10 protein-coding genes and 2 pseudogenes are annotated in these 17,193 nt (G+C 46.1%); 7 read left to right on the top strand and 5 right to left on the bottom strand.

Annotated features, from left to right (window positions below; all coding sequences use genetic code 11):
- Window positions 1-458: 458 nt before the first annotated feature.
- The 5 genes and pseudogenes from RMO79_RS07460 (at window position 459) to RMO79_RS24475 (ending at window position 6,377) form a co-directional block, all read left to right on the top strand.
- Complete coding sequence (locus tag RMO79_RS07460; RefSeq protein ID WP_310482483.1) at window positions 459-1,010, top strand: type IV pilin-like G/H family protein; 552 nt, start codon at window positions 459-461, stop codon at window positions 1,008-1,010.
- A gap of 149 nt (window positions 1,011-1,159) precedes the next feature.
- Entirely contained in the window at window positions 1,160-1,705 is a 546-nt protein-coding gene (locus RMO79_RS07455) for a type IV pilin-like G/H family protein (RefSeq protein WP_310482482.1), read from the top strand.
- 226 nt (window positions 1,706-1,931) lie between these two features.
- Entirely contained in the window at window positions 1,932-4,118 is a 2,187-nt protein-coding gene (locus RMO79_RS07450) for an O-linked N-acetylglucosamine transferase, SPINDLY family protein (protein WP_310482481.1), read from the top strand.
- Window positions 4,119-4,182: 64 nt separating this feature from the next.
- A pseudogene (locus tag RMO79_RS07445) lies at window positions 4,183-6,312 on the top strand (O-linked N-acetylglucosamine transferase, SPINDLY family protein); the annotation flags it as partial.
- A complete protein-coding gene (locus tag RMO79_RS24475; protein ID WP_396136551.1) occupies window positions 6,270-6,377 on the top strand; it encodes a hypothetical protein in 108 nt (35 codons plus the stop codon). The pseudogene RMO79_RS07445 and the gene RMO79_RS24475, both read left to right, overlap by 43 nt.
- A 183-nt stretch (window positions 6,378-6,560) precedes the next feature.
- Here RMO79_RS24475 and RMO79_RS07440 read toward each other — a convergent pair whose 3' ends face one another.
- Window positions 6,561-9,446 (bottom strand): polysaccharide deacetylase family protein, encoded by a 2,886-nt coding sequence (locus RMO79_RS07440; protein ID WP_310482479.1) that lies wholly within the window; start codon window positions 9,444-9,446, stop codon window positions 6,561-6,563.
- Between the two features lie 168 nt (window positions 9,447-9,614).
- A complete protein-coding gene (locus RMO79_RS07435) occupies window positions 9,615-13,376 on the bottom strand; it encodes an ATP-binding protein (RefSeq protein ID WP_310482478.1) in 3,762 nt (1,253 codons plus the stop codon).
- Window positions 13,377-13,593: 217 nt separating this feature from the next.
- Here RMO79_RS07435 and RMO79_RS07430 point away from each other — a divergent pair, with 217 nt between their 5' ends.
- Entirely contained in the window at window positions 13,594-13,917 is a 324-nt protein-coding gene (locus tag RMO79_RS07430) for a XisH family protein (protein WP_310482477.1), read from the top strand.
- A 162-nt stretch (window positions 13,918-14,079) separates the two neighbouring features.
- Window positions 14,080-14,259, top strand: a pseudogene (locus RMO79_RS07425) (element excision factor XisI family protein); the annotation flags it as partial.
- Window positions 14,260-14,357: 98 nt separating this feature from the next.
- Here the strand turns inward: RMO79_RS07425 and RMO79_RS07420 are convergent.
- The 3 genes from RMO79_RS07420 to RMO79_RS07410 form a co-directional block, all read right to left on the bottom strand.
- Entirely contained in the window at window positions 14,358-14,621 is a 264-nt protein-coding gene (locus RMO79_RS07420) for a hypothetical protein (RefSeq protein ID WP_310482476.1), read from the bottom strand.
- 143 nt (window positions 14,622-14,764) lie between these two features.
- The gene (locus RMO79_RS07415; protein WP_310482475.1) at window positions 14,765-15,076 is read right to left on the bottom strand and encodes a hypothetical protein; all 312 of its coding nucleotides are present in this window, start codon (window positions 15,074-15,076) and stop codon (window positions 14,765-14,767) included.
- A gap of 79 nt (window positions 15,077-15,155) precedes the next feature.
- Window positions 15,156-17,193: PAS domain-containing protein (locus RMO79_RS07410; protein WP_310482474.1), on the bottom strand; the 2,038-nt coding region annotated here is incomplete at its 5' end.

The following is a 17,193-nucleotide window of genomic DNA, read 5'->3' as shown; positions in this document are numbered from 1 at the left end:
AAAATCCCCTCCTCTGCGAAGGCAGACGCTACGCGAACGGAGGGGTGCCCGTAGGGCTACTGGTCGGGTCACCCGCCCAGTGGGGTGGGTAGATCTCCGATTCGCAACACCAAATCCAAACACATATATATAGACAACCCTTAAATACCCGTCAAAGGCAAATTTACACACTTCAATTGTATAAATGCACTTCGCGGGGATTTTTTTGCCCCAACTACTAGCTGTTAGCTACCAAGCATCATCCGATCGAGAGATATATTGCCCAATTTCAAAAATTCTTTTAAGTCGTAATTTCCGCACCCAGAGAGAGTTTGATAGTAGGATAACCGTCTGTTTTAAAAGATTTTAAAAAAAAGTTGGTTGGGGGTGATAGGTAACTTGAAAGAAGTGGGTAAGCTGAGGACACGAAGCAAACGCAACGCAACACACCACCCCAAACCTTACAGGAAATAATCAAAATGAGAACTGAACTACAAGCTAAATTCATCCAACACCTCAACAGCCGCAAAAACAGCGAAAAAGGTTTCACATTAGTCGAACTGTTAGTTGTAATTATCATCATCGGAATCTTGGCTGCAATCGCTTTACCTAACTTCCTCAACCAAACTTCTAAAGCCAAGCAGTCCGAAGGGAAGCAAAACGTTGCTCTAATCAACAAAACCCAAAACGCTTTCCGTGCTGAAAATACCGCCTTTGCGACTGCGTTCGATGTTTTAGCAATCGGTAGTGTTACTGGTCCTGCTGGTGCCGGTTCTACTGTTAACTACACTTACGCGCTCACTACTTCGGTTCCTAACGACGCTGGTAGTATTCTTGCTACCGCCAGAGATGGTGGTCTCAAAGGTTATAGCGGTGCTGCTGTTCGGTTTGGTAACGGTGCCGGACAAAACGTAATCGGAACTGTCTTGTGTGAAGCACTCACCCCTGGTACTGCTGCACCAGCCGCTGCCACTGCGCCCGCAGGTGCTACACCTACTTGTGGTGCTGGTCTAACTACTTTAAGTCTGTAGGTAAGATGTGCAGGTCTTCAAATCAAGATCTGTACGTTCGCTACACACCCAAATGGCACATTAACGGTGGGTATCTTACCCACCACTTGTTTTAATCACTTATAATCAACAATCCAATCTAGTGTCAATTGTGGCAGGAATACGTACAAATGAGAACTGAACTACAAGCTAAATTCATCCAATATCTCAATCGCAAACCCAGTGAAAAAGGTTTTACATTAGTCGAATTGTTAGTTGTCATTATCATCATTGGGATCTTGTCAGCGATCGCCCTGCCTAACTTCCTCAACCAGTCTTCTAAAGCTAAACAAAGTGAAGGCAAACAAAACGTCGCACTAGTCAACAAAACCCAAAACTCTTATCGCGCCGAAAATAATAGTTTCGCATCTTCTTTTGATGTGTTGGCAATCGGTACTATTACCGGGGTCACAACTGGTGACAGTAAAAACTATACATATACACTTTCTACGAGTGCCGTCAATGACTCAGCGAGTATTCTCGCTCAAGCAAAATTTGCTGAACTCAGAGGCTACAGTGGTGCTGACGTGCGGTTTGGTAACGGTTCTGGACAAAATGTCAATGGTACCGTCATCTGTGAAGCCCTTGTTGCTGGTACTACACCTCCTAACCCTGCTACTGCTCCAGCAGGCGCAAAGCCCACCTGCGGTGCTGGTCTGACCACTCTCAGTATCTAAGTAGTAGCCCAATTTTATCTAAAAATCTATGTGTGCGCCGGATATTTAGGTGCAACATTGACATCGGAAATCTCAAGCACCAATCGACTTGAAACTAAAAATTTATCGGTAGATATACTGTCAACGCAACAAAGCGATCGATTTTGTTCCGTAGTTACCTGGATTCGCTCTCGATATCTGGCTGCTTATACTGAAGGATGATTTGTCCTTTGTCAGGGTGTAGTTTATGCAGGTATCAATATCTAACCCCACGATCGAATCGCTCGCTCGACCTTCACAGGCGATCGATTTTTATGAAGCAGCGATCGCGACTGATGAGACGATCGCGAGTAATTATTGGCATTTAGGGATTGCTTATCTATTGTCAGATCGAGAGGACGACGCGCAAGCAGTTTGGTTTATCCCTCTATCTACAGCAGCCGAGAGTGAAATTGACAATTTGACTGAAGATCTGTTGGCAGTATTAGCACGAGCCGCTAATGACTACACTGAAATACCAGAGCTAGAGACAGCTTGGCTCCTCTGTCAACAAATCTGGGCACTCGCACCAGATCGAGTCGAAAATAGCTTACACTCGCTCTGTCTAGCCAGCCAGATGGGCATCCTCACATCAGAATTGTTAGTTGAGTCGCAACTGCAAGATTTATTGTCAGCATGTGAGATCGGCAGTATTAATGACGATTTGCTAGAGAGTGCGATCGGCACGTTGGTAACCATTCAGACAGATTTGAGCTTAGAACTGATTGAGTATTGCTTACAGCTTACTGGCTCTGGACGAGAATCGATTATTATTAGGCTCATCGCTATTTTACAACAACTGTTCGACCTCCAAGATCGCAATTTATATCTAGTTAAATTAGTAGAAGTATGCGATCGAGTCAAACCGGATTTTTTAAATACGCTGCAAGGTTTGAGTTATGTATATTCAGGTGTCGGTCGCTATTCAGAAGCGATTACCGCTGCCGAAAAGTATTATCAATTGGCACCAGGAATCATCGAGCGATTGTTTGGGAGCCATCAACTGCAAAGAGTTCATTTTACGGCGGGAAATTGGCAGGGTGAAGCAGCTAGAATCGATCTCCATCGGCAGTTACTCAAAGAGATGATTGAGATATCGCCACAAGACTTAGACCGTGGGCGATGCAAAGTATTACTGATATCTTCATTTTTCTTACCCTATACCGAAGACAATCCGCTCGTCAATAAATCATTACAAAATCAAATTGCAGCTCTCTATCAACAGAATATCCATTCAACTTGTCTTAACGCAAAATTTGACAGCTCTATAATAGAAAAGCCAGTTGGATGTCTGCGGATTGGTTACATCGGTTCTACGCTGAAAAAACACTCGGTGGGTTGGCTGAGTCGATGGCTACTACACCATCACGATCGCCAGTCTTTTCAGGTATTTCTCTACTGTATTAATCTGAATTCAGCAGATGAGTTCAACCATCAATGGTTCAGGGACAAAGTAGATATCACTTCATACTTTGGGGCTTCATCATCAGAAGTTGTCGCTCAAATTAGGGCAGATGAAATCGATATTTTAATTGACTTGGATAGTCTGACTTTGGATGTCACCTGCTTGGTGATGGCCGAAAAACCAGCTCCAGTTCAGGTGAGTTGGTTGGGATGGGATTCTACAGGTATTCCCGCGATTGATTACTTTGTTGCCGATCCTTACGTGCTACCAGATGATGCTCAAGATTATTATCAGGAGAAAATTTGGCGATTACCTCGGACGTATTTAGCCGTTGATGGCTTTGAAATTGGTACCCCAACCCTACGACGTGCCGATTTAAATATTCCGGCTGATGCGGTAATTTATCTGAGCGGTCAATCTGGATACAAACGCCATCCAGATTGTATTAGAAATCAGATGCAAATTATTAAATCTGTACCAAATAGCTACTTTTTAATTAAAGGCGATAGCGACGCGGCAACTATCCAAGATTTCTTTGGTAAATTAGCTACAGAAGTAGGATTAGATGCAGATCGACTGCGCTTTTTAGGCAGAGATAGAGATGAATATACGCATCGTGCTAATCTAGCGATCGCAGATATAGTTTTAGATACTTTTCCCTACAATGGTGCCACCACAACTCTCGAAACTTTGTGGATGGGGATTCCGATGGTAACGCAAGTCGGTCAACAATTTGCCGCACGCAATAGTTATACTTTTATGCTGAATGCTGGTATTACTGAAGGAATTGCTTGGAGTCCGCAGGAATATATCGACTGGGGCATAAAATTGGGACTCGATCGCGATTTACGAGATAAGATTCACGGTAAATTAAAATCGGGACGAGCTACTGCACCTGTTTGGAATGCTAAACAATTTACTCGCGATATGGAGCAAGCTTATCGAGATATGTGGGCAAAATATCAGCAGGAGCAACACGATCTAAATTAATCGGTTTTCGGATTGTTTTTTAATTACTCCTTTATTTCCTCAGCATCTGCTCGACCCTAAACAAATGCAAACTCTAGATACTTTACCAATTATAGAAACGGATCTTCATGCCAATCCTACTAGCTTAGAACAGGTTGCAGATCGGTATGAAACATTAATTAATGAGGGAAACACCGATAATAATAACTATTGGTATTTAGGGCTAGCTTACCTACTTCAGGATCGCGAACTCGATGCTCAAGCTACTTGGTTTATTCCGTTTGAATCAGCTTCCGAGCTGGAGTCGGAAGTTTTAACTAGTGAGTTATCAGCTTTACTCGATCGATCGGCTACTGAAGAATTTTATGCCAATAATCTCGATAATGCTCGATCGATCTGTCAATGTTTGCAATCGATCGATCCTTTTTGTATAAATAATTTATTGCGATCGATTTTATTGGAGATTAGATTCGAGAGCTTTACACCCGATCTGTTGCTAGAATGGCAGGTGAACGAGTTAGTTGTCGATAGCGATCTTAGCAAGGTAGATCGTAATTTATTAGCAGATTTATTGAGATCGCTACTAAATTTTCCGGCTGAATCTACATCTCGATCGATCGAGACACTTATTCTAACATACTTGCACGATTCGGTTGTAGAAGTCGATAATTTAGCTAACGATATTATGAATGCATCGCATCGGACTGGTGCGAATACATTCATGGTCGATATTCTTGAATTTTGTCGAACTTTACAACCGCAGAATTTCCAGATCGCCCATATTTTAGGGCGCATTTACTCAGATATGGCGTGTCACGATCGGGCGATTGAAACCTGTGTAGCTATTTACGATCTATGCACTAATATTTGCGATCGAATTCGAGCTAGTTATCCATTGCTAATTGCCTATTTAACCGCAGGTAATTGGCAGCAAGCTAGTCTGGCACTGCAAAGACATCAGCAATTAATCGAGCAATTTAGTACCGAGACATTTTCACAACTAGATTTAGTTACCAATCAAAGAATTATTGTCGCTAATGTATTCTCACCATATACAGACGATCGACCAGCCTATTATCGACAACTCCAAAATAAAATTGCCGATATTTATCTAGAACATAATCAGGCTCATCTTAAAAACTATATTGCCGAGCCAGCTTCATTACCGAAACTCGCAGGGGTAATCAGAATTGGCTATGTCGGCTCGACGCTAAAAAGTCATTCTGTCGGCTGGCTGAGTCGGTGGTTATTTCAGAATCACGATCGCGAAAAATTCCAAGTTTTTACTTACTGTATCAATCAAAATCCTGACAATCCATTTTATCAAAAATGGTTTCGAGATCGATCGAACATCAGCTATTGTCTGGTAGCCGATGGCGAACGCGTTGCTGCCCAAATTCGTGCCGATGAGATCGATATTCTCATCGATTTAGATAGTTTGACTTTAAATATTACTTGTCAAGTATTAGCTGCCAAACCAGCTCCAGTTCAGGTAAGTTGGCTGGGTTGGGATGCCACGGGTTTAGCAACTGTCGATTATTTTATTGCCGATCCTTATGTATTGCCAGCTAATGCTCAAGACTATTACCGAGAAAAAATTTGGCGATTACCACAGACATATTTAGCTGTGAATGGTTTTGAAGTTGGTATTGCCACTCTCAGTCGGCGGGAGCTAAATATTCCCGACGATGCGATTATTTATTGGAGCGGACAAAGAGGCTTTAAACGCCATCCGCAAACAGTCAGAGCGCAGATGCAAATTATTAAAGCGGTACCTAATAGTTACTTTATTGTTAAAGGCGACACAGATCCAAAAATTATTCAAGAGTTTTTCGGGCAAATTGCGATCGAAGAAGGTGTAGAATTCGATCGATTGCGATTCGTCGGATCTGTGGCTGACGAACCTACTCATCGTGCTAATTTGGCGATCGCCGATATAGTTCTCGATACTTTCCCCTATAATGGTGCCACCACGACTCTCGAAACTTTGTGGATGGGGATTCCGATGGTAACTCAAGTCGGACAACAATTTGCGGCGCGCAATAGTTATACCTTTATGCTCAATGCGGGAATTGAGGAAGGAATTGCTTGGAGCTTGGCAGAATATATTGAGTGGGGGGTAAAATTGGGACTCGATCGCGATTTACGAGACAAAATTGCTGGTAAACTGCGATCGGGTCGAACTACCGCACCTGTCTGGAATGCCAAACAATTTACTCGCGATATGGAGCAAGCATTTCAGGAAATGTGGGCAAAATATCAAGAGCAAAACCAGCATGAGGCGATTGGAGACTATTCTAATAATTAAACATAGTTTCTACCTAAAACCTCAGCGGTTAAAAACCGCTGCTCATAGTGCGAAGTCCGCGTAGGCGGACTAGTTTCTTAGTCCGCGTAGGCGGACTTTGCAACATTAGCCGCGACTTCAGTCGCAGATAAAAAATAGATAGTAACTAAAGTTAATTAAACATAGTTAAAATAACCATCCGCCAGACTCAATCCCGATGTATTTTGGACAATACCAATTAATTCTGGCTCGCCGGAGCGATTGTTGTAAATAGCCGTACCCGTATTTTCACCAGCAGGCGCGGTACCGAGCGAATAGTCTGCGGCGGTTCCTTTGAGTTGAATGACATCGCCAGTCGCCGAGAAGCCAACGATGTTGGCGTAGTCATTAATGCCGCTGGTGGTGCTATCGCCATCGTTATAATAAACCCGATTGGCATCGCCGAGGATGAAGCGTTCGCGTAGCGTCTCTGGAAGAGAATCGCGATTTCCCGAACCGATGAGGGTGTCGATTTCGCCTTTACCCGCAGTGCTATTAGGATCGACACCGAGGAGGGAATTATTGCTACTCCCGCCAAGGAGTAAATCGTTGCCTGTGGTGCCTTGAGTAGATCCGACTTTTACGCCTGCTGTGTGCGTCGTGGCGCGATTGAATGTCATTTCCAGTCTGGAGCCTACTAAACTATAACGATCGGCTCCTGTGGCGGTGATCCCTTGCCCTGTGGGGATGTTAAGATCGATCGAGATGTTACCTTCACCATTGAAAGTATAGTCGAGATTTTGACCGTCGCCTGTCACCGAGAGGAGTTCGGCGCGTTGTGCGAGTGCGACGATGTGAGTGACTTTATCTGCTTGGGTGCCTAAGTTAATTTGGTAGTCGCCGCCTGTTTTTGTCAGAAATACGGAGTTGTTATCGAAGGCGTAGTAATTACCGACGTTTTTAATTTTTTGAGCCGATTGGATGTCGAGTGAGAATTTACCGACTCCGGCGGTGCTGGCATCTGGGGTGACTCGTGCGTTAATTGTATCGCCGACTTGCTGGCTAGTGACTTGAGATTTGGCAAATGTCCGAATCCGGTTTTGTGCGTCGTCGAAGGTGACAAATTCGGTACCGTCGGCGGCAGCTCTGGCGATAAAGTTAGTATACATTGCCGGATCGTAGTTCGGATCGGCTCCGGTCGCGCCGTAATCGTGCCAAGCAAATTCGATAATTGGTTTGCGGCTGCGTTTGAGCTGGTTGTATTCTCGCTCCCATAACGCGGCGGTTTGCACACTGGTGAGTTTTTGAAAACCAATCGCGTTAAAATCAAAGGAGATATTAGGTGCGAAATATACGGCTTTAGCTGTCGGTTCGAGGAAGCCAAAAGCGTTATTATAGGCAGTGCCTACGCCTGTATAATACTGGAAATAATTATCGATTTGCCGATCGAGTGCCAAGCTATCGGGATTTCCGGGTGTGGCTGCACCAGTAATGTTAGTTCCTAATTGGCTGGCGATAACATTTTTCGATTGGTTAAATTCAAATTCAACCTCGGTTGGTGTCAGATTGCTGGGAGATTCTGGATGCGTATATGAGTGCGTACCGATTTCGTTTCCCAATGCCAACCAGCGTTGATAAATTGGTTGCATTACATTCCAATCGGTATATTCATTTTTAGCAAGATCGTTACCGATATTGATATAGTGCGAACCGACGAATCCGTATTTATCTTTCCAATTTGTTAATACATCAGTAAGTTTTGATTCTATTTGTGGTGCTTCGATCGCATATTTCGATCGATCTACATCATCGCGGGACAAAAATAAGCTATTATTTCGAGTCAAATCGAGGCTAATGCGGGTAGCATCTGGCTCGACGATCGATTGAATTGCTGGTGCGACAATGTTAGAATCGGCAAAGATCGATTGATTGGCAAAATGGATATTTTGACCACCTGTTTTGGTTGCGATTACGGCGTTATAATTCGTCCCCTCGATCTTCTGTTCTGCTAGAGTTTTGCCAGTCGAATCGATCGCACTATACGCGGCAAAAGCAGTCCCGCGATCGTAATTAACTAAAGTTTCGCCACTATTCAATCCCGCTAAAATATTGTTATTAACATCTTTAGTTGTCACAACGGCATTCCGAATGCCACCGCCAGCAGTGCGTTGGACACCGAGCAGATTTTTCATCCGACTGTAAGCATCCCCACCTAATACCGCACCCGTTTCATCGTTGGTAATAAAATCGCCAGCCGCAATTATGCCAATTTTATATTTATCTACAGCTTCGGTGAGTGAAGTTTCGATCGCACTCAGATCGGCTTTGTTAATATTACTAAATGATGGAAATACTAAGGCATCGTAATTAACGAGATTATTTATAGATTTAAGATCGGCTTCGGTAATTAAGTCAAACGGAATACCTGCGGCGATCGCCTGAGTTTGAGCGTTAGCAAATAGTTGACTGTAAGCCTTCTTGTCAAAATAGTTATTTGCAGAAGTTTCTGAATAAACAATTGCAATTCGCTTGCTCGAATTAGTCCGACTTGGTAAACTCATACTGCCAATACTCAAACTATTATTTGCATAGTCATCAGTTATAAAGACTCGATCGTTTACATCTATATAAGCATCGATACCCATTTGGGCAGTACTGGTAATTGCCTTGGGAATGATAATTTCGAGCGTTTTACCATCGCTACTGCGGGCAAAATCTACCGCACCAATAAAATTTTCTCCTGCCGCTCCACTGTATAAATATGGTTTGCCATCTGCGGCAATATTAATATTATATTCCGCCCCAACTGTCGAACCAAATACCTGATAACCCGTATTTTTATTGCGATCGATATTCAACCAAATTGTCGTATTTGTACCAATTTCTACTTGACTAGAATCGATCGCGATAACATAACCATCATCGGTATTTTTGCCATATACCAGATAACCCGCTACCTGTTGACGAGCCGCCGCATCTAAACGATCGATCGATCTCCAATCGCCTAAACTACCATCGATTTTAATGGTACTATTTTGTTTAAAAGTGGCTGTAGTAGAAGCAGACTCAATCGATTCAGACATGCTCGTAGCGTTAAATATTAGCTCCCAGTATTGTGAATACGTTCGATCGACTTAGTTCGATCTGCCTACGTGTAAATACGGGTGTTAATACTAAACCACTATATTTCTATACTTGTCTGCGATCGACATCACTCACGATCGCGATCTAATAATCAACGCTGAATTTCTCTAGCCGTGACTTTTCGGCCAAGTCACATAAAAAGTCGTCCCCTGTCCTAAACTCGACTCTAGCCGAATCGTACCTTGCTCTGTTTCGACGATCTTTTTGACGATCGCTAAACCGACTCCCGTACTGTCACTATTGTCCTTACCTATGAGAGTTTGGAAGATGGCAAAGACTTTGGCATGATGTTCTGGGGCGATGCCGGGGCCGTCATCTTTGATGATAAATTCATGGTAGTCGGGATGTTCGATCGCCGAAATTTGCAGATGTCCGGTGACAGAATCATGGTGCTTGATGGCGTTGCTAATCAGGTTGGTCAAGACTTGGCTCAAAAATACCCGCTTGGTCGAAAGTATTGGTATCGGTGGCTGAATGTCGATTCTAAAGCCCTCTGGCGGGTCAATGGAGTCGATAATCTCAGCTAGGAGTTCGGCGAGGTCGAAGGTTTCCACTGTAGCTCCTTGCCTGCCTGCGCGGGCGTACAGGAGCAAGCTGTCAATCATTGACTCCATCCGTTTGACGCGGGTGCGGAGGAGCTGAAACTGTTGCTGGTTGTCTGGTGGCAACTTATCTTCTAAATCGTCTTCAATCCACTGAGATAGGTTGGAGATCGCGCGCAAGGGAGCCTTGAGATCGTGAGAAACGGTATGGACGAAGCTGTCTAGCTCATTGTTGCGATTGACTAAAGCTACTTCGGCGAGTTTGCGATCGGTGATATCATGTCCGATGCCGACTAGCCCCAAGATATTGCCATCTACGTCGCGCAGTGGGGCTTTGGTCGAGAGGAAAGTCCGCACATTCCCGTCGATGACGATCGGTTCTTCAAACATTGCGGGGACACCAGATTCGATAATGGATCGATCGTTAGCGCGAATTGCTTCGGCGGCCGCGCGGTCTTCGATCAAGAAAAATTCGTCTTTGCCCAGTAGTTCGGCGACTGACTTACCAAAGTAGTCAGAGATCGCAGGATTGACAAATAGGAATCGTCCGGCCCTATCTTTGGCGAAAATGATATCGACTGAGTAATCGCCGATCGCATTTAGCAATGTCAGCGTTTCGTGCTGTTTGGCTGCGGCGAGTTTGCGCTCGGTAATCTCCGCGACAAAAATCGTCAGGCTACTCGGTGACGGATAAATGCGGTATTCGTGCCACTGCTGCCAAGCCGGATAGAAGTGTTCAAACTGCCTAGGAGCGAGATCGCCCATTGCTTGATGAAAATGGACGTACACCTCATTCCCGACGGCTGGGGGAAACAACTCCCACACATTGCGACCGATGATTTCGGCGCGGGACATTCCCGCCAGTTCGCAAAAGCGATCGTTGATGTATATAAAGCACCAATCGCGATCGAGCACATAGAAGCCATCCCGAATACTCGTTAAAATACTTTCAACTTGCGCCTTGGCTGTTTCGGCTTCCAGTCGTAAGGCTTGCTCCCGCTGGGTCGCGGCTTGGCGCATTTGCGCTAGTTTCAAGGTTACTTCCACGCGCACTAGCAGTTCGCGGGCAGAGAAGGGCTTGGTGATATAGTCATCAGCTCCGGCTGCTAGTCCTTCCAGCCGCGCCTCTTCTCCGGCTCTAGCCGACAGCAGGATAATGGGGATTTCTCTAATTTGCGGGTCGCTGCGGAGGGTTTGCAACAAGCTCAGTCCATCGAGGTTGGGCATCATCACATCTGCCAAGAGCAAATCGGGGATCTGGTGGCGGATCGCGGCTAGGGCGGCAACACCATCGGCTACTGCTACTACTTGGTACTGTGGACTCAGCAGCCGCCGCAAGTAATCGCGCAGATCGGCGTTGTCGTCTGCGAGGAGAACCCTGGCAGTTCGAGCGGGTTGATGGTCGAGGACGGGTTGAATTGAGGATTGGACGATTAGATCGGGACTCACATCGGCTAATCGGGTCGTATCTAACGCTACCCAGCTTGCAGCTTCTTCGACAAAACCGTTTGCGCCAATTTCCGTTGAGATGAGAGTGCGAGTCGCACCGATCCGATCTGGGGGTAAATGCGCCGTCCCAGTGGGAATGGTAATGGTAAAACAGGTCCCCGTACCTTCGACGCTGGTGACATCGATCGAGCCTTGATGCAGCTCGACCAACCTTTTCACAAATGCTAGCCCGATCCCCGAACCTTCATGAGTGCGCGATCGAGTGCCACTGACGCGATAAAATCGCTGAAATAGTCGCGGTAGTTCGGCGGTGGGAATGCCGACTCCAGTATCGCGGACGCTGAATTCTACCCCATCCGCCACTGCTTGCAACCGCACGGAGATCGAGCCGGAAAATGTAAACTTGAAGGCATTGGAAATCAGATTGAAGACGATCTTTTCCCACATCTGCCGATCGACGTACACGGTTACCGACAGGGGCGGACAGTCGATTTCTAGCTCCAGCCCAGCTTGCTCGACGAGCGATCGAAACATGCTAGCCAGCTCGACGGTGTAAGTAGCCAAATCCGTTGGCTCGTAAGATGCCTGAATCCGCCCAGCTTCAATCCGCGCGAAATCTAGCAGCGTGTTGACCAGCTTTTGAAGGCGGATACCGTTGCGTTGGATCAGTTGAAGCTGTTCGCGCTCGGCGGGTTGGACGCGATCGGCTAATGAATTGGACAGTTCCTCTAACGGGCCGAGCATCAACGTTAGAGGCGTGCGAAATTCGTGGCTGACATTACTAAAAAATACTGTTTTAGCCCGATCGATTTCGGCTAGGGCGATGGTGCGTTTGCGTCCTTCCTCAAGCGATCGAGCGGTGGAGATCGCCGTACCGAGCTGCCCTGCCAATAGCTCGCAGAAATTCTGATAATCTCGATCCAATACCCGACGCGGACTTATGCCCACTACACAGATGTGTGCTAACCCTGCTTGAGGTGTTCGAGTGACTGGGATCGCCACAGCAATTGTGGGGATGAGATCGAGGGATTGGCTAGACCAATCGATCCGCTCGGTCAGATCGAATCGTTGGGAGCGACCAGTTTCCAGAACTTGCTTAAAACAACGGCTCAAGTCAGTTTCGGCATCAGCACAATTGACTTCGATCGGGCTGAGTTCCGTCCCTGCTGTCAATCCAGTTGCCACAGTTAAGCTAGCTTGCCCAGTTGCGGGATCGACTGAATAGAGCAGCACGAACGACGGATCGTCAGGATTTTTAGCAAGCACCGCAACACTGGCTGCACACGCTGCTTCAACTGTAGTCAGTCCTGCCGTTTGTGCGGCAAGTTCGCTCAAGGTGTTCAAGCGACGTTCGCTTAGAACGTGTTTCGTCGTCTCTGTCACCGCCGTAAAAACGCCACCCACATTCCCCGTTTCATCCAAAATCGGACTGTAGGAAAATGTGAAGTAACATTCTTCGAGATAACCATTGCGATCTAGCGAGAACAAGGCATCCTCAGACCAAGTTGCTTCGCCCTGCGTCAATACGCCGTCCAGCATCGGCTCGATTACCTCCCAAACTTCCCACCAGCACTCTCGTCCGCGCTGTCCGAGTGCATACGGATGTTTGCTCGTTCCCAACATCGGACGGTAAGCATCGTTGTAGAGCATCACAAACTCGCGCCCCCACCAAATCAGCATCGGAAAACGAGATTGCAGACAAATACTGACTGATGTGCAGAGGCTTTGCGGCCAAGTCTCCACCGCGCCCAGCGGTGTTTGCGACCAGTCGAGGGCGCGCATTCGGGTGGCGAGTTCGCTATCGCCTGGAAAAAAATGTGCCAGTTCGCGATCGTTCAAAGCAGCGGTGTTGGATGATGATTGTGGCTCATTTTTCATGGGTTGTTCCAAAAAGAATGTTTGGAAATACGGAGATCGTTGGCGGTAGCGGAGCGTTTGCCTTAGCAATAGCCTACCTGAGGTAATCGGGCAGCATCTCATTGTAACGAACTTGGGTTAGGGTCAAGAATCTTCCGAGATCGATCGATAGTAATGTTACGATCTAGTTATCGATTCTCCAAGGGAGAGGCTACGCCAACGATGACTGTAATCTGCCATGTCCGCACGCGATATCTTTCATAACGTAGTGAAAACTGCTTTAGAACATGATGGTTGGACGATAACTCACGATCCTCTCTCACTGGAATTTGGACTGGGTTCGCTCTATGTCGATTTAGGTGCAGAAAGAGTAATTGCAGCCCAGCGAGAAAATGAAAAAATTGCAGTTGAAGTAAAAAGCTTTCTCAGTGGTTCGGCTGTTTCGGAATTTCATACAGCACTCGGACAATATTTAAATTATCGATTGCTGATGCGAGAACAATATCCTGAATATAAATTGTACTTGGCTATTCCATTAAGTAACCCAAGTTGCTACCTATAACCTCAGCGGTTAGAAACCGCTGCTCGTAATGCAAAGTCCGCGAAGGCGGACTAATAAACTAGTCCGCGAAGGCGGACTTTGCAACATTAGCCACGATTTCAATCGTAGGCGTTCTATAGGTAGCAACTTAGGTTAAGTACCTATGATTCTTTCTTTCAACACCGAATCTATGGTTGTGTGGTGCATCTAGATATTAAAGATGGCAAAATCTGGATTCAACACAATGGCACCGAATTTGATATTGCTGTCAAACTTGCCGAGATCGGAATTGACAAGCAAAATATCGTGAATGGATTCCATTCGAGCTATATGCGACAGTTCACAGAATTTGCGGTTGGCTGACAAATAAAGTAATGAGTAGGTTGGGTCGATCCGCTTTCGCGGAGCGTCTCCTATGGAGAAAACCCAACACAGCTTCGTCGTAGGTAATCGAGATCGAACTAAGTACAAGCTTTTTGTTGTGGAACAAGCTCATTACTCAAAGAATCGCGATCTGCTTTCTCAAGAATTATCTTTACTCTTTGCTGCTGCTCCTCTGGCGAAATCCATTCAAACACAATATCATTTTGTTGACCATCGATCGGTTCTGTATGTCCGCGCTCTCCTGACAGAAACACCATTGGAATGCGATCTGGAAAAGCGGCGCAAGTACCATCAAAGCTGTAGTGTTTACAAATTGGGCATCCTATTTTTTGCTGATTCATAATTTATCTACTTGGTGTGTAACTACTTGTTCTTTGTTAAAGATAATAACTAAAGTTCCAAGCCCACGAATCTCAATCGAGTCAAAACCTCGATCGATTAAAAGTATAGTTATTGCTTTTGCTTGCTCATCATCATAAGGAATTTATGAGCGATCCTGAAACCTTAAAAATTCAATGCTGTTCTGAAATATTTTAGGGTTGTTCGATCTAACCATGACTGTCAAAAGCCTGGGTTCTGATACATCTGCATATTGCATGGCATCGTACCTGTTAAACGCCAGATAGAAGCCATTTCCGTAACTATTGACAAGATTGGAATCGAGAATGATTCCCTTTGAGATAATGCTTTCCGCATTCCTGCGGCTAGTCCCATGATAAAAATCTTGCCCTTGGTAGTAGCTATCTTTAGTATATTCGTCCGCTTCAGACTTTGACATCATTGGCTTCCAGTTCACCTGATTTCCTCAATCCAACCACTCAATTTTTTCACATAACCAAGCACGTATCGATCTCTGAAGCCCTTGGATGTGTCTTCTAGCCATGACTCTTCGGCCAGGTCACATAGAAAGTTGTCCCCTGCCCCAAACTCGACTCTAACCGAATCGTACCTTGCTCCGTTTCGACGATTTTTTTGACGATCGCTAATCCAATGCCCGTACTATCACTATTATCCTTACCTGCAAAAGTTTGGAAGATGGCAAAAACTTTTTCGTGATGTTCTGGGGCGATGCCAGGGCCGTCATCTGTGACGATAAATTCATGGCAGTCTGGATGTTCGATCGCCCAAATGTGAAGATGTCCGGTTACCGAAGTATGGTGTTTGATGGCGTTGCTAATTAAGTTGGCAAAAACTTGGCTCAAAAATACGCGCTTAGTCGTAAGCTTTGGCAACGGTGGCTGAATCTCGATTCTAAAGCTCTCTGGCGGAGCGAGGGAGTCGATAATCTCAGCTAGGAGTTCGGCGAGGTCAAAGGTTTCCAACTGAGCTTCTTGTCGCCCTGCACGGGCGTATAGCAGCAGAGAGTCAATCATCAACTCCATCCGTTTGACGCGGGTACGCAGAAGCTGAAACTGTTGCTGATTGTCTGGTGGCAACTGGTCTTCTAAATCTTCTTCAATCCAGACTGACAAGTTGGAAATCGCCCGTAAGGGAGCCTTGAGATCGTGAGAAACGGTATGTACGAAACTGTCTAGCTCTTTGTTGCGTTCGGCTAATGCTAGTTCGGTGGTTTTACGAAGGGATATATCTGCCACTAGTCCGAGCATCCGCGTAGCTACCCCTTGGGCATTGTGATAAATGTACCCACTCGCCCAAATCCAGCGCACCTGGTTATCGGCACGGCGAATTTGGCACTCAAAATCCCAGGGTTCGTTATTGGCGATCGCATATTGGTATTGACGATCGACTTCTGCGCGATCTTTGGGTAGAACATGTTCGAGAAACATGTCGTAAGTCCACTGGGCTAACAGGGATTCGTAGCCAAAAATCAGATCGTGTTGGAGGGAACGGTTCGCTGTCCCATCGGCTAAATTCAAGTCCCAGTCGCCAAACTCGGCTGCTGCTAACAAATAGTTGAGCTTTGCTTTACCTTCTTCGATGGCTGCTTCAGCGCGTTTGCGATCGGTGATTTCTTGGACGACGACATTAATCCCTGCGATCTGTCCGGTTTCATCCCTCAGCGGATAACAATTTTGAATCCAAGTTCGCTCGACTCCAGGAGAAGCTGTAGTTTCACCACTAATTTCGATATTCAGTAGTGGCTCTCCGGTGGTGAAGATGCTCTTGAGGATCGGTTCGTCTTCATCTGCCACACTAGGCACGATTTCGCGCAGCGTGCGCCCGATATGGTCGTCAATATCGATACCATTAATTTCTGCCAGCCGCTGATTGAGGCGGACATAGCGCAATTGGCGATCGAGAACTGTTAGCCCGATAGGTGCGGTTTGATAAATTGCTTCGATTTCCATCAGTTGTCGTTGCACGAGTAATTGACTCTGATGTAACTCTTCCTCGGCGAGTTTGCGCTCAGTGATGTCGGTAGTAAAGCCGATGATATTTATCCTTTGTCCATGCGAATCATACTGAAAATAGTTGCGATCGGATACATATATCCAGTGCCCTGCGGCATGACGGATGCGATATTCGCCCTCAAACCGATCGATCCCCGCTGGAGCCGCCAGGAACTCCGCTTGGGCGCGCTCTATGTCGTCGGGATGCACCCGCTCCATCCACCACTCGCTCGTTGGTAGCGCATCTTCAGCCCGAACGCCCAGCAGATCGAACAATCCTTTGGAGCGATAGACTGTTTGCGCTTGCAGATCCCACTCGTACACCGTCCCCCTTATGGCTAGCATCGCTGACTCAAATCGGGCGTTGCTCTGCTCTAGCTTGGCTTCTGCTTGCTTACGAAGGGATATATCGATCGATACTCCTAAAATCTGTTGGACATCTCCCGCTGGCGTTGTGTTAAATACAGTGCTACGACTGAGTAACCAGCACCATTCATCATTTGCCTGTCGCACTCGGTATTCGATCTCCAGCACTTCGCCAGGGAGAGCCGTATTGAATTGC

Source organism: Chamaesiphon sp. VAR_48_metabat_403, from assembly GCF_031422475.1.
Taxonomy (GTDB): domain Bacteria; phylum Cyanobacteriota; class Cyanobacteriia; order Cyanobacteriales; family Chamaesiphonaceae; genus Chamaesiphon.
Note: the sequence above shows the minus strand (reverse complement) of the source record. Positions and strands in the feature narration are given on the sequence as shown.